Here is a 12,704-nt window from a genome sequence, read left to right as displayed (position 1 = left end):
GCGGTCCGGATCGTCCGATATCGGACGAGGACTGAGAAATGGGAATCCGCAAGTACAAGCCGACTACGCCGGGCCGTCGTGGCGCCAGCGTCGCCGACTTCGTCGAGGTCACGCGGTCCACGCCGGAGAAGTCGCTGGTCCGCCCCCTGCACAGCAAGGGCGGCCGTAACAACGCCGGTCGTGTGACCGTTCGCCACCAGGGTGGCGGACACAAGCGCGCCTACCGAGTGATCGACTTCCGTCGTCACGACAAGGACGGCGTGCCGGCGAAGGTCGCGCACATCGAGTACGACCCCAACCGCACCGCGCGCATCGCGCTGCTGCACTACGCCGACGGCGAGAAGCGCTACATCCTCGCCCCGCGCAACCTGCAGCAGGGTGACCGCGTCGAGAACGGTCCCGGGGCCGACATCAAGCCGGGCAACAACCTGGCCCTCCGCAACATCCCGGTCGGTACCACGATCCACGCGATCGAGCTCCGTCCCGGTGGCGGTGCCAAGTTCGCCCGCTCCGCCGGTGCCTCCGTGCAGCTGCTCGCGAAGGAGGGCTCCTACGCCCACCTGCGCATGCCGTCCGGCGAGGTCCGCCTCGTCGACGTCCGCTGCCGCGCCACCATCGGTGAGGTCGGCAACGCCGAGCAGAGCAACATCAACTGGGGTAAGGCCGGCCGTAAGCGGTGGCTGGGCGTTCGCCCGACCGTCCGTGGTGTCGTGATGAACCCGGTTGACCACCCGCACGGTGGTGGTGAGGGCCGGACGTCCGGTGGTCGCCACCCTGTGTCCCCGTGGGGCAAGAAGGAAGGCCGTACTCGTTCGCCCAAGAAGGCGTCGAACAAGTACATCGTCCGCCGCCGCAAGACGAACAAGAAGCGCTAAGGACGGGTTGAGATGCCTCGTAGCTTGAAGAAGGGACCCTTCGTCGACGACCACCTGATCAAGAAGGTGGACGTCCAGAACGAAGCCGGTACCAAGAACGTCATCAAGACCTGGTCCCGTCGCTCGATGATCGTCCCGGCCATGCTCGGCCACACGATCGCGGTGCACAACGGCAAGACCCACATCCCGGTGTTCGTCACCGAGTCGATGGTCGGCCACAAGCTCGGCGAGTTCTCGCCGACGCGCACCTTCCGGGGTCACGTCAAGGAAGACCGGAAGTCGAAGCGCCGCTAGCAGCGGATCGCATTCAGACACGTAAGTAACTGAAGGGACAACCATGGAAGCCAGGGCCCAGGCGCGGTACATCCGCGTCACGCCCATGAAGGCCCGCCGCGTGGTGGACCTCATCCGTGGCATGGACGCCACGGAGGCCCAGGCCGTCCTGCGATTCGCTCCGCAGGCCGCCTCCGTGCCGGTCGGCAAGGTGCTCGACAGCGCCATTGCCAACGCCGCGCACAACTACGACCACACCGACGCCGACAGCCTCTACATCTCCGAGGCCTACGTCGACGAGGGCCCGACCCTGAAGCGGTTCCGTCCGCGTGCCCAGGGCCGCGCCTACCGGATCCGCAAGCGGACCAGCCACATCACCGTGGTCGTCAGCAGCAAGGAAGGAACCCGGTAATGGGCCAGAAGGTTAACCCGCATGGGTTCCGCCTCGGTGTCACGACCGACTTCAAGTCGCGTTGGTACGCCGACAAGCTGTACAAGGACTACGTCAAGGAAGACGTCGCCATCCGTCGGATGATGACGTCCGGCATGGAGCGCGCCGGTATCTCGAAGGTTGAGATCGAGCGCACCCGTGACCGCGTCCGCGTGGACATCCACACGGCTCGCCCGGGCATCGTCATCGGCCGCCGCGGCGCCGAGGCCGACCGCATCCGCGGTGACCTGGAGAAGCTGACCGGCAAGCAGGTCCAGCTGAACATCCTCGAGGTCAAGAACCCGGAGACGGACGCTCAGCTGGTGGCCCAGGCCGTCGCCGAGCAGCTGTCCTCCCGCGTCTCCTTCCGCCGTGCCATGCGCAAGAGCATGCAGTCGGCGATGAAGGCGGGCGCCAAGGGCATCAAGATCCAGTGCGGTGGCCGCCTCGGCGGCGCCGAGATGTCCCGCTCGGAGTTCTACCGCGAGGGCCGCGTGCCCCTGCACACGCTCCGCGCGAACGTGGACTACGGCTTCTTCGAGGCCAAGACGACCTTCGGCCGCATCGGTGTGAAGGTCTGGATCTACAAGGGCGACGTCAAGAACATCGCCGAGGTCCGCGCCGAGAACGCTGCCGCCCGTGCGGGTAACCGCCCGGCCCGCGGTGGCGCCGACCGCCCGGCCCGTGGTGGCCGCGGTGGCGAGCGGCGCGGTCGCAAGCCGCAGCAGGCTGCCGGCGCCGAGGCCCCCAAGGCCGAGGCTCCCGCCGCCGCTCCGGCTGAGAGCACCGGAACGGAGGCCTGACCGTCATGCTGATCCCCCGTAGGGTCAAGCACCGCAAGCAGCACCACCCGAAGCGCAACGGAATGTCCAAGGGTGGAACGCAGGTTGCGTTCGGCGAGTACGGCATCCAGGCGCTGACCCCGGCCTACGTGACGAACCGCCAGATCGAGGCGGCTCGTATCGCGATGACCCGCCACATCAAGCGTGGCGGCAAGGTCTGGATCAACATCTACCCGGACCGTCCCCTCACCAAGAAGCCGGCCGAGACCCGCATGGGTTCCGGTAAGGGTTCTCCGGAGTGGTGGATCGCCAACGTCAAGCCCGGACGTGTGATGTTCGAGCTGTCGTACCCCAACGAGAAGATCGCCCGTGAGGCGCTGACCCGTGCGGCCCACAAGCTGCCGATGAAGTGCCGGATCGTCAAGCGCGAGGCAGGTGAAGCGTGATGTCGGCCGGTACCAAGGCGTCCGAGCTGCGCGAGCTGGGCAACGAGGAGCTTCTGGCTAAGCTCCGCGAGGCCAAGGAAGAGCTGTTCAACCTCCGCTTCCAGGCGGCGACGGGTCAGCTCGAGAACCACGGTCGGCTGAAGGCCGTCCGTAAGGACATCGCGCGGATCTACACCCTGATGCGTGAGCGCGAGCTGGGCATCGAGACGGTGGAGAGCGCCTGATGAGCGAGAGCAACGTGACTGAGAACACCGAGGCACGCGGATTCCGCAAGACCCGTGAGGGTCTGGTCGTCAGCGACAAGATGGACAAGACCGTCGTCGTCGCCGTCGAGGACCGTGTGAAGCACGCGCTGTACGGCAAGGTCATCCGCCGTACGAACAAGCTCAAGGCCCACGACGAGCAGAACGCCGCGGGTGTCGGCGACCGCGTCCTCCTCATGGAGACCCGGCCGCTGTCCGCGACGAAGCGCTGGCGCGTCGTCGAGATCCTCGAGAAGGCCAAGTAATTCTCCTGCGGGGCATCCCTCGCAGGACAGTTCCGCCAGGCTCGGCAGGGGCTCCCCTCGTAAAGAGGCGGCCCCTGCCGGGAACCGGCAGACAAACAGGAGATAGACGTGATCCAGCAGGAGTCGCGACTGCGTGTCGCCGACAACACTGGTGCGAAGGAGATCCTTTGCATCCGTGTGCTCGGTGGCTCCGGTCGCCGCTACGCGGGCATCGGTGACGTCATCGTCGCCACCGTCAAGGACGCGATCCCCGGTGGCAACGTGAAGAAGGGTGACGTCGTCAAGGCGGTCATCGTTCGCACCGTCAAGGAGCGCCGTCGTCCGGACGGCTCGTACATCCGCTTCGACGAGAACGCCGCCGTCATTCTGAAGAACGACGGCGACCCTCGCGGCACCCGCATCTTCGGCCCGGTCGGCCGTGAGCTGCGCGAGAAGAAGTTCATGAAGATCATCTCGCTGGCTCCGGAGGTGCTGTAAGCATGAAGATCAAGAAGGGCGACCTGGTCCAGGTCATCACCGGTAAGGACAAGGGCAAGCAGGGCAAGGTCATCGCGGCCTACCCCCGCGAGGACCGTGTCCTGGTCGAGGGTGTCAACCGGGTCAAGAAGCACACCAAGGCCGGTCCGACCGCTCGCGGTTCCCAGGCCGGCGGCATCGTGACCACCGAGGCCCCGATCCACGTGTCCAACGTTCAGCTGGTCGTGGAGAAGGACGGCAACAAGGTCGTCACGCGTGTCGGTTACCGCTTCGACGAAGAGGGCAACAAGATCCGCGTTGCCAAGCGGACGGGTGAGGACATCTGATGGCTACCACCACCACTCCGCGTCTGAAGACGAAGTACCGCGAGGAGATCGCGGGCAAGCTGCGTGACGAGTTCAAGTACGAGAACGTCATGCAGGTTCCCGGCCTCGTCAAGATCGTGGTCAACATGGGTGTGGGCGACGCCGCCCGCGACTCCAAGCTGATCGAGGGCGCCATCCGCGACCTCACCACGATCACCGGTCAGAAGCCGGCCGTCACCAAGGCCCGCAAGTCCATCGCGCAGTTCAAGCTGCGTGAGGGCCAGCCGATCGGTGCCCACGTCACGCTCCGTGGCGACCGCATGTGGGAGTTCCTGGACCGCACCCTGTCGCTCGCGCTCCCGCGCATCCGCGACTTCCGCGGCCTGTCCCCCAAGCAGTTCGACGGCCGTGGCAACTACACCTTCGGTCTCACGGAGCAGGTCATGTTCCACGAGATCGACCAGGACAAGATCGACCGTACCCGGGGCATGGACATCACCGTGGTCACCACGGCGACCAACGACGCTGAGGGCCGCGCGCTCCTTCGTCACCTCGGCTTCCCGTTCAAGGAGGCGTGAGCGAGATGGCGAAGAAGGCTCTGATTGCCAAGGCTGCTCGCAAGCCCAAGTTCGGTGTGCGTGGCTACACGCGCTGCCAGCGCTGCGGCCGTCCGCACTCCGTGTACCGCAAGTTCGGCCTGTGCCGCGTGTGCCTTCGTGAGATGGCTCACCGTGGCGAGCTGCCGGGCGTGACCAAGAGCTCCTGGTAATCCCCTTATTAGGGATTCCTGGACCTCTCGGTAAGCAACCGGGACGGCAGGGGACCCCGCCCTCATGGCTTAGGCTAGGAGGGTTGGGCCTCTGCCGCCCTGAACGACTTACTACGCCGTAGGTCCCCGCACCGCACCCGTCCCGTCTCAAGAAGTACGGGGAGAGGGATGGCGCATATAGGAAACCCCGGCGAGAAAGGCCACAGGCCAATTCATGACCATGACTGATCCGATCGCAGACATGCTGACTCGTCTGCGGAACGCGAACTCGGCGTACCACGACACCGTGACGATGCCGGCGTCCAAGATCAAGTCGCACATCGCGGAGATCCTCCAGCAGGAGGGCTTCATCACGGGCTGGCGCGTCGAGGACGCCGAGGTCGGCAAGAACCTCACCCTCGAGCTGAAGTTCGGCCCGAACCGTGAGCGCTCCATCGCGGGCATCAAGCGGATCTCCAAGCCCGGTCTCCGGGTGTACGCGAAGTCCACCAACCTGCCGAAGGTGCTGGGCGGCCTCGGCGTGGCGATCATCTCCACGTCGCACGGGCTCCTCACCGACAAGCAGGCCGGCAAGAAGGGCGTGGGTGGGGAAGTCCTCGCCTACGTCTGGTAGCAGAAGGGAACGGAGGAAACAGCTATGTCGCGCATCGGCAAGCTCCCCATCGCGGTTCCCGCCGGCGTGGACGTCACCATCGACGGCCGTACGGTCGCGGTCAAGGGCCCCAAGGGCGAGCTGACCCACACCGTCTCGGCACCGATCGAGGTCGTCAAGGGCGAGGACGGCACCCTGCAGGTGACCCGCCCCAACGACGAGCGTCAGAACAAGGCCCTGCACGGCCTGTCCCGCACGCTGGTGGCGAACATGATCACCGGCGTGACCCAGGGTTACGTGAAGAAGCTCGAGATCAGCGGTGTCGGTTACCGCGTGACGGCCAAGGGCTCGAACCTCGAGTTCGCGCTCGGCTACAGCCACCCGATCGTCGTCGAGGCGCCCGAGGGAATCACCTTCAAGGTGGAGACCCCGACCCGCTTCCAGGTCGAGGGCATCGACAAGCAGAAGGTCGGCGAGGTTGCGGCCAACATCCGCAAGCTGCGCAAGCCCGACCCGTACAAGGCCAAGGGCGTCAAGTACGAGGGCGAAGTCATCCGCCGCAAGGTCGGAAAGGCGGGTAAGTAAGCCATGGCATACGGGCAGAAGATCCTCAAGGGCGACGCCTACAAGCGCGCCGCGATCAAGCGCCGTCACATCCGGATCCGCAAGAACATTTCCGGTACGGCGGAGCGCCCCCGTCTGGTCGTGACCCGCTCCAACCGCCACATCGTGGCGCAGGTGATCGACGACCTGAAGGGTCACACCCTGGCGTCGGCGTCCACTCTGGACGCGTCGATCCGTGGCGGCGAGGCCGACAAGTCCGCGCAGGCCAAGCAGGTCGGCGCCCTGGTCGCCGAGCGTGCCAAGGCCGCCGGTGTCGAGGCCGTCGTGTTCGACCGTGGTGGCAACCAGTACGCCGGGCGCATCGCCGCCCTGGCGGACGCCGCCCGCGAGGCCGGGCTCAAGTTCTGAGCCGCTTGTAGCTAGCGGAAAGAGAGAGGTAATCCAATGGCTGGACCCCAGCGCCGCGGAAGCGGTGCCGGTGGCGGCGAGCGGCGGGACCGGAAGGGCCGTGACGGCGGCGCTGCTGCCGCCGAGAAGACCGCGTACGTTGAGCGCGTCGTCGCGATCAACCGCGTCGCCAAGGTTGTGAAGGGTGGTCGTCGCTTCAGCTTCACCGCGCTGGTCGTGGTGGGCGACGGTGACGGCACCGTGGGTGTCGGATACGGCAAGGCCAAGGAGGTGCCGGCCGCCATCGCCAAGGGCGTTGAGGAGGCCAAGAAGCACTTCTTCAAGGTCCCCCGGATCCAGGGCACCATCCCGCACCCGATCCAGGGTGAGAAGGCTGCCGGCGTCGTGCTGCTCAAGCCCGCGTCTCCGGGTACCGGTGTGATCGCCGGTGGTCCGGTGCGTGCCGTGCTCGAGTGCGCCGGTATCCACGACGTGCTGTCGAAGTCGCTCGGCTCCGACAACGCCATCAACATCGTGCACGCGACCGTGGAGGCCCTGAAGGGCCTGCAGCGTCCCGAGGAGATCGCGGCCCGCCGTGGTCTGCCGCTCGAGGACGTCGCTCCCGCGGCTCTGCTGCGTGCGCGTGCCGGGGCGGGTGCGTAATCATGGCGCAGCTCAAGATCACGCAGGTCAAGTCCTACATCGGCAGCAAGCAGAACCACCGTGACACCCTGCGCTCCCTTGGTCTCAAGGGCATCAACACGCAGGTCGTCAAGGAGGACCGCCCCGAGTTCCGCGGCATGGTGCACACCGTCCGCCACCTCGTGACGGTCGAGGAGGTCGACTGATCATGGCGGAGAACAACCCGCTCAAGATCCACAACCTCCGTCCCGCCCCGGGCGCCAAGACCGCCAAGACCCGTGTCGGTCGTGGTGAGGCGTCGAAGGGTAAGACGGCCGGTCGTGGTACCAAGGGCACCAAGGCCCGCTACCAGGTTCCGGAGCGCTTCGAGGGTGGCCAGATGCCGCTGCACATGCGCCTCCCGAAGCTGAAGGGCTTCAAGAACCCGTTCAAGACCGAGTTCCAGGTCGTGAACCTCGACAAGCTGGCCGCGCTGTACCCCGAGGGTGGCGAGGTCACCGTCGAGGGCCTGGTGGCCAAGGGTGCCGTTCGCAAGAACAGCCTCGTCAAGGTCCTCGGCCAGGGCGAGATCTCCGTGGCGCTGCAGGTGACGGTCGACGCCGTCTCCGGCTCCGCCAAGGAGAAGATCACCGCTGCCGGCGGTACGGTCACCGAGCTGGTCTGAGTCCCTCAGGTCCACTCGATGACGTGAACGATCCCGACCGGGGATACCCCACAAAAGGGGTATCCCCGGTTGGTCGTTCCTAGGGCGGGGCTCTCGCCGGTAAGGTGGCCAGCACTGCCTACTTTCACCGGGTGCCTCCCATGGGGCACCCTGAGCGGCAGTTGACCGTTAGTTATTCGTCTGTATCCGTCGAACCTCAAGACCGTCACCCTTGACGCAGTTGCGCGGGGGTCGCAGGAGGCACCGTGCTCACCGCGTTCGCCCGGGCGTTCAGGACGCCCGACCTGCGCAAGAAGCTGCTCTTCACGCTGGCCATCATCGTGGTCTACCGGGTCGGTACCCACATCCCGATCCCCGGCGTCAACTATCAGGCCGTCCAGCGGTGTGTGACCGAGGCACAGGGCAACCAGGGCCTGTTCGGCCTTGTGAACATGTTCAGCGGCGGTGCGCTGCTGCAGATCACGGTCTTCGCGCTCGGCATCATGCCGTACATCACGGCCAGCATCATCCTTCAGCTGCTGACCGTGGTCATCCCGCGCCTGGAAGCCCTCAAGAAGGAGGGCCAGGCCGGCACGGCGAAGATCACGCAGTACACCCGCTATCTCACCGTGGCGCTCGCCATCCTGCAGGGCACCGGCCTGGTCGCCACCGCCCGCAGCGGCGCCCTCTTCAGCGGCTGCTCGGTCGCGTCGAACATCGTTCCCGACCAGGCGATCTTCACGACGATCACCATGGTCATCTGCATGACCGCCGGTACGGCCGTCGTGATGTGGCTCGGTGAGCTGATCACCGACCGCGGCATCGGCAACGGCATGTCGATCCTGATGTTCATCTCGATCGCCGCGACCTTCCCGTCCGCGCTGTGGGCCATCAAGAAGCAGGGCACGCTGGCCGGCGGCTGGATCGAGTTCGGCACCGTGATCCTGGTCGGCCTGGTCATGGTCGGTCTGGTCGTCTTCGTCGAGCAGGCCCAGCGCCGCATCCCGGTGCAGTACGCCAAGCGCATGATCGGCCGTCGTTCCTACGGCGGTACGTCCACGTACATCCCGCTCAAGGTGAACCAGGCGGGTGTGATTCCCGTCATCTTCGCCTCCTCGCTGCTCTACATCCCGGCGCTCGTGGCGCAGTTCGCGGGGGGCAATTCGCACTGGAAGCAGTGGATCCAGCAGAACCTCACCAAGGGCGACCACCCGATTTACATCACGATGTACTTCTTGCTCATCGTGTTCTTCGCGTTCTTCTACGTGGCGATCTCCTTCAACCCCGAGGAAGTCGCCGACAACATGAAGAAGTATGGTGGCTTCATCCCGGGCATCCGGGCTGGCCGACCGACCGCTGAGTACCTCAGCTATGTGCTCAACCGGATCACCTGGCCGGGTTCGCTGTATCTGGGTCTGATCGCTCTCGTACCGACAATGGCGTTGGTCGGCTTCGGGGCAAGCCAGAACTTCCCCTTCGGCGGGACCAGCATCCTGATCATCGTGGGTGTCGGCCTCGAGACGGTGAAGCAGATCGAGAGCCAGCTCCAGCAGCGCAATTACGAAGGGTTCCTCCGCTGATGCGTATCGTCCTCGTCGGGCCGCCGGGTGCCGGTAAGGGAACGCAAGCCGTCCGTCTCGCAGAGAAGCTGGCGATCCCGCACATCTCCACGGGTGACCTCTTCCGGGCCAACATCAGCCAGCAGACGGAGCTGGGCAAGCTCGCGAAGTCCTACATGGACGCCGGCAACCTCGTCCCGGACGAGGTCACCATCGCCATGGCCAAGGACCGTATGGAGCAGCCGGACGCCGAGGGCGGCTTCCTGCTGGACGGCTTCCCCCGGAACGTCTCCCAGGCCCAGGCGCTGGACGAGCTGCTGCGCACCGAGGGCATCACGCTGGACGCGGTCCTGGACCTGGAGGTCCCGGAGGACGAGGTCGTCAAGCGCATCGCCGGCCGCCGCATCTGCCGCAACGACTCCTCGCACGTCTTCCACGTGACGTACAGCCAGCCGAAGAAGGAAGGCGTCTGCGACGTCTGCGGCGGCGAGCTGTACCAGCGCGACGACGACTCCGAGGACACCGTCCGCAAGCGGCTGGAGGTCTACCACACGCAGACCGAGCCGATCATCGACTACTACAAGGCGCAGGGCCTGGTCGTGACGATCTCCGCCCTGGGTCCGGTGGACGAGATCACGCAGCGGGCGCTGGGAGCGCTCAAGAGCAAGTAGATCGCGGTCCTTCCGGCCGCGGTGCCCTTCACCGGGCGCCGCGGCCGTACTGTTGTGTACGTAACCCAGTCGATGTGAGTGAGGGAGAGCGCAGGCCCCATGGTGCAGATCAAGACGCCCGAGCAGATCGCGAAGATGCGTGCGGCGGGCCTGGTCGTAGCCGCCATCCACGCGGCCACCCGTGAGGCCGCGGTGCCCGGCGCCTCCACCAAGGACCTGGACGAGGTCGCCCGCAAGGTCCTCGCCGAGCACGGTGCCAGGTCGAACTTCCTGGGCTACGGCGGCTTCCCCGCGACCATCTGCACCTCCGTGAACGACGTCGTCGTCCACGGCATCCCCTCCGACGACGTCGTCCTCAAGGACGGCGACATCATCTCCATCGACTGCGGCGCGATCATCGACGGCTGGCACGGCGACGCCGCCTACACGGCCTTCGTGGGCTCCGGTCACGCGCCGGAGCTGGTCGAGCTCTCCCGGGTGACCGAGGAGTCGATGTGGGCCGGCATCGCGGCCATGAAGCAGGGCAGCCGCCTGGTCGACATCTCGCGGGCCATCGAGACCTACATCCGCCGCCAGCCCAAGCCGGGCGGCGGCAAGTACGGGATCATCGAGGACTACGGCGGCCATGGCATCGGCACCGAGATGCACATGGACCCGCACCTGCTGAACTACGTCGACCGGCGCCGCGGCAAGGGGCCCAAGCTGGTGCCCGGCTTCTGCCTCGCGATCGAGCCGATGGTGTCCCTCGGCACTCCGCGTACGGAGGTCCTGTCGGACGACTGGACGGTCATCACGACGGACGGCACGTGGTCCTCGCACTGGGAGCACTCGGTCGCGCTGACGGCGGAGGGCCCGCTGGTGCTCACCGCTCCCGACGGCGGCAAGGCAAAGCTGGCGGAGTACGGCATCACGGCCGCTCCCGACCCCCTGGCATAAGGATCTCCCGCGTGGGGCAGACTTTCTCGATTCGCCTTTCCCGGTGTGCCGACGTAGACTGACTCGTCGGCTCTCGTGCACCCCCATGCCTGCGTGCTTGCGAGTGTGACGAAAGCCGGTCAAGGTAGTCGATTCGAAGGGCGAAGCGTGGCCAAGAAGCAAGGTGCCATCGAGATCGAGGGCACTGTCGTCGAGTCTCTGCCGAACGCCATGTTCAAGGTCGAGCTCCAGAACGGCCACCAGGTCCTGGCACACATCAGCGGCAAGATGCGTATGCACTACATCCGCATCCTCCCTGACGACCGGGTCGTGGTGGAGTTGTCTCCTTACGACCTGACGCGTGGCCGGATCGTCTACCGCTACAAGTAGATCTTGCCCGCATCCCGCCTCGGCGGGGTGGTGGCACTGACCCGGAGAACCTCAATCCAATGAAGGTCAAGCCGAGCGTCAAGAAGATCTGCGACAAGTGCAGGGTGATCCGCCGTCACGGTCGGGTCATGGTCATCTGCGAGAACCCGCGCCACAAGCAGCGCCAGGGCTGACGCACGACCGTAACCCTCTGCACCTCTATCGCAGAGATTCGCGCGACGCGAGCTGAATATGTTCATACGCAGGACCCAAGTCGTCGCGAGCGGCTTGACACCCCCGGTTCGGAGGCCGGGGACCCGGTTCGTACCTGGTACGGCGGCCGGGATCCGGTTCTGTGGAAGACCTCCGAAGATTCACCAGGAGCCATTGAATGGCACGCGTTTCCGGTGTTGACATCCCGCGCGAAAAGCGCGTGGAGGTCGCCCTCACCTACGTGTTCGGCATCGGCCGGACCCTCTCGAAGGAGACGCTGGCTGCGACCGGCGTCGACCCGAACACCCGCGTTCGTGACCTGACCGAAGAGCAGCTGGTCGCGATCCGCGAGTACGTCGACAACAACATCAAGACCGAGGGTGACCTCCGTCGCGAGATCCAGGCCGACATCCGCCGCAAGGTCGAGATCGGCTGCTACCAGGGTCTGCGTCACCGTCGCGGTCTGCCCGTCCGCGGTCAGCGCACCAGCACCAACGCCCGTACCCGCAAGGGCCCGCGTCGCGCCATCGCCGGCAAGAAGAAGCCGGGCAAGAAGTAGTCCGCAGCGGACACCTGTCCACGGTCTTCGCTGTAGGACCGACCACCTCCCGTAGGAGTTAGTAGATGCCCCCCAAGGGACGTCAGGGCGCTGCCAAGAAGGTGCGCCGCAAGGAAAAGAAGAACGTCGCTCACGGCCACGCGCACATCAAGAGCACGTTCAACAACACGATCGTCTCGATCACGGACCCGTCCGGCAACGTGATCTCCTGGGCCTCCGCCGGCCACGTCGGCTTCAAGGGCTCCCGGAAGTCCACGCCGTTCGCCGCGCAGATGGCCGCCGAGTCGGCTGCCCGTCGTGCCCAGGAGCACGGCATGCGCAAGGTCGACGTGTTCGTCAAGGGCCCGGGCTCCGGTCGTGAGACCGCGATCCGCTCCCTGCAGGCCACGGGCCTCGAGGTCGGCTCCATCCAGGACGTCACCCCGACCCCGCACAACGGCTGCCGCCCGCCGAAGCGCCGCCGCGTCTGACGCACCGGCTGCTTCAGGGCTTTTCGGGCGGTACGGCTCCGTAAAAGGGCCGTATCGCCCGTACCCTTGCAGTACCCGCGCTTTTCCACGGGCGCGGTTTCCGTCGGGCGTCAAATAGCGGGCGTCCACGAATGAAGGATCTGATCCACACATGCTGATCGCTCAGCGTCCCTCGTTGACCGAAGAGGTCGTCGACGAGTTCCGCTCCCGGTTCGTGATCGAGCCGCTGGAGCCGGGCTTCGGCTACACCCTCGG

Annotated in this window: 24 protein-coding genes and 1 pseudogene; all 25 read left to right on the top strand. The window is 66.0% G+C overall.

From position 1 onward, the window contains the following. Positions 1-38 precede the first annotated feature (38 nt). A complete protein-coding gene (rplB, locus tag ABZ624_RS26565; RefSeq protein ID WP_201832318.1) occupies positions 39-875 on the top strand; it encodes a 50S ribosomal protein L2 in 837 nt (278 codons plus the stop codon). Positions 876-887: 12 nt separating this feature from the next. After that, positions 888-1,169 (top strand): 30S ribosomal protein S19, encoded by a 282-nt coding sequence (gene rpsS / locus ABZ624_RS26560; protein WP_009190133.1) that lies wholly within the window; start codon positions 888-890, stop codon positions 1,167-1,169. Between the two features lie 43 nt (positions 1,170-1,212). Further along, positions 1,213-1,560, top strand: a complete 348-nt coding sequence (rplV, locus tag ABZ624_RS26555) for a 50S ribosomal protein L22 (protein WP_019329637.1) — start codon at positions 1,213-1,215, stop codon at positions 1,558-1,560. Beyond that, positions 1,560-2,381 (top strand): 30S ribosomal protein S3, encoded by an 822-nt coding sequence (rpsC, locus tag ABZ624_RS26550; RefSeq protein WP_014674374.1) that lies wholly within the window; start codon positions 1,560-1,562, stop codon positions 2,379-2,381. Before rplV ends, rpsC begins: the two co-directional genes overlap by 1 nt. Before the next feature lie 5 nt (positions 2,382-2,386). Next, entirely contained in the window at positions 2,387-2,806 is a 420-nt protein-coding gene (gene rplP, locus ABZ624_RS26545) for a 50S ribosomal protein L16 (RefSeq protein ID WP_009190136.1), read from the top strand. Next, positions 2,806-3,030, top strand: coding sequence for a 50S ribosomal protein L29 (rpmC, locus tag ABZ624_RS26540; protein WP_003974259.1), 225 nt, complete (start codon positions 2,806-2,808; stop codon positions 3,028-3,030). Before rplP ends, rpmC begins: the two co-directional genes overlap by 1 nt. After that, a complete protein-coding gene (rpsQ, locus tag ABZ624_RS26535) occupies positions 3,030-3,314 on the top strand; it encodes a 30S ribosomal protein S17 (protein WP_014674375.1) in 285 nt (94 codons plus the stop codon). Before rpmC ends, rpsQ begins: the two co-directional genes overlap by 1 nt. Positions 3,315-3,422: 108 nt before the next feature. Continuing rightward, the gene (gene rplN / locus ABZ624_RS26530) at positions 3,423-3,791 is read left to right on the top strand and encodes a 50S ribosomal protein L14 (protein ID WP_003998823.1); all 369 of its coding nucleotides are present in this window, start codon (positions 3,423-3,425) and stop codon (positions 3,789-3,791) included. Between the two features lie 2 nt (positions 3,792-3,793). Then, positions 3,794-4,117 carry a 50S ribosomal protein L24 gene (rplX, locus tag ABZ624_RS26525; RefSeq protein ID WP_061920721.1) on the top strand — a complete coding sequence of 108 codons (324 nt, stop codon included), beginning with the start codon at positions 3,794-3,796 and terminating at the stop codon, positions 4,115-4,117. After that, positions 4,117-4,674 (top strand): 50S ribosomal protein L5, encoded by a 558-nt coding sequence (gene rplE, locus ABZ624_RS26520; protein ID WP_015658460.1) that lies wholly within the window; start codon positions 4,117-4,119, stop codon positions 4,672-4,674. The genes rplX and rplE overlap by 1 nt, the downstream gene beginning before the upstream one ends. A 5-nt stretch (positions 4,675-4,679) precedes the next feature. Next, positions 4,680-4,865 carry a type Z 30S ribosomal protein S14 gene (locus tag ABZ624_RS26515; RefSeq protein ID WP_003948630.1) on the top strand — a complete coding sequence of 62 codons (186 nt, stop codon included), beginning with the start codon at positions 4,680-4,682 and terminating at the stop codon, positions 4,863-4,865. 214 nt (positions 4,866-5,079) lie between these two features. Next, complete coding sequence (gene rpsH, locus ABZ624_RS26510) at positions 5,080-5,478, top strand: 30S ribosomal protein S8 (protein ID WP_100827756.1); 399 nt, start codon at positions 5,080-5,082, stop codon at positions 5,476-5,478. 24 nt (positions 5,479-5,502) lie between these two features. Continuing rightward, a complete protein-coding gene (gene rplF, locus ABZ624_RS26505; protein WP_360093841.1) occupies positions 5,503-6,042 on the top strand; it encodes a 50S ribosomal protein L6 in 540 nt (179 codons plus the stop codon). 3 nt (positions 6,043-6,045) lie between these two features. Then, positions 6,046-6,429 (top strand): 50S ribosomal protein L18, encoded by a 384-nt coding sequence (gene rplR / locus ABZ624_RS26500; RefSeq protein ID WP_031167091.1) that lies wholly within the window; start codon positions 6,046-6,048, stop codon positions 6,427-6,429. A 36-nt stretch (positions 6,430-6,465) separates the two neighbouring features. After that, positions 6,466-7,071, top strand: coding sequence for a 30S ribosomal protein S5 (gene rpsE, locus ABZ624_RS26495; RefSeq protein WP_019753099.1), 606 nt, complete (start codon positions 6,466-6,468; stop codon positions 7,069-7,071). Between the two features lie 2 nt (positions 7,072-7,073). Next, positions 7,074-7,256, top strand: a complete 183-nt coding sequence (rpmD, locus tag ABZ624_RS26490; protein ID WP_003974250.1) for a 50S ribosomal protein L30 — start codon at positions 7,074-7,076, stop codon at positions 7,254-7,256. A 2-nt stretch (positions 7,257-7,258) separates the two neighbouring features. Beyond that, a complete protein-coding gene (rplO, locus tag ABZ624_RS26485; protein WP_003974249.1) occupies positions 7,259-7,714 on the top strand; it encodes a 50S ribosomal protein L15 in 456 nt (151 codons plus the stop codon). Between the two features lie 245 nt (positions 7,715-7,959). Beyond that, the gene (gene secY / locus ABZ624_RS26480) at positions 7,960-9,273 is read left to right on the top strand and encodes a preprotein translocase subunit SecY (RefSeq protein ID WP_360093838.1); all 1,314 of its coding nucleotides are present in this window, start codon (positions 7,960-7,962) and stop codon (positions 9,271-9,273) included. After that, on the top strand, positions 9,273-9,923 hold the full coding sequence (locus tag ABZ624_RS26475) for an adenylate kinase (RefSeq protein WP_360093835.1): 651 nt from the start codon (positions 9,273-9,275) through the stop codon (positions 9,921-9,923). The genes secY and ABZ624_RS26475 overlap by 1 nt, the downstream gene beginning before the upstream one ends. Before the next feature lie 99 nt (positions 9,924-10,022). Further along, positions 10,023-10,859 (top strand): type I methionyl aminopeptidase, encoded by an 837-nt coding sequence (map, locus tag ABZ624_RS26470; protein ID WP_360093832.1) that lies wholly within the window; start codon positions 10,023-10,025, stop codon positions 10,857-10,859. A 147-nt stretch (positions 10,860-11,006) separates the two neighbouring features. Further along, the gene (infA, locus tag ABZ624_RS26465; RefSeq protein WP_003948620.1) at positions 11,007-11,228 is read left to right on the top strand and encodes a translation initiation factor IF-1; all 222 of its coding nucleotides are present in this window, start codon (positions 11,007-11,009) and stop codon (positions 11,226-11,228) included. Positions 11,229-11,287: 59 nt separating this feature from the next. Continuing rightward, positions 11,288-11,401 (top strand): 50S ribosomal protein L36, encoded by a 114-nt coding sequence (gene rpmJ / locus ABZ624_RS26460; RefSeq protein WP_003998809.1) that lies wholly within the window; start codon positions 11,288-11,290, stop codon positions 11,399-11,401. A gap of 197 nt (positions 11,402-11,598) precedes the next feature. Then, positions 11,599-11,979, top strand: coding sequence for a 30S ribosomal protein S13 (rpsM, locus tag ABZ624_RS26455; protein ID WP_023547369.1), 381 nt, complete (start codon positions 11,599-11,601; stop codon positions 11,977-11,979). A gap of 65 nt (positions 11,980-12,044) precedes the next feature. Beyond that, a complete protein-coding gene (gene rpsK, locus ABZ624_RS26450) occupies positions 12,045-12,449 on the top strand; it encodes a 30S ribosomal protein S11 (RefSeq protein WP_003956432.1) in 405 nt (134 codons plus the stop codon). A gap of 151 nt (positions 12,450-12,600) precedes the next feature. After that, positions 12,601-12,704: pseudogene (locus tag ABZ624_RS26445) on the top strand (DNA-directed RNA polymerase subunit alpha); the annotation flags it as partial.

The sequence above is a fragment of the Streptomyces sp. NPDC007205 genome (assembly GCF_040634095.1).
Taxonomy (GTDB): Bacteria; Actinomycetota; Actinomycetes; order Streptomycetales; family Streptomycetaceae; genus Streptomyces.
Note: the sequence above shows the minus strand (reverse complement) of the source record. Positions and strands in the feature narration are given on the sequence as shown.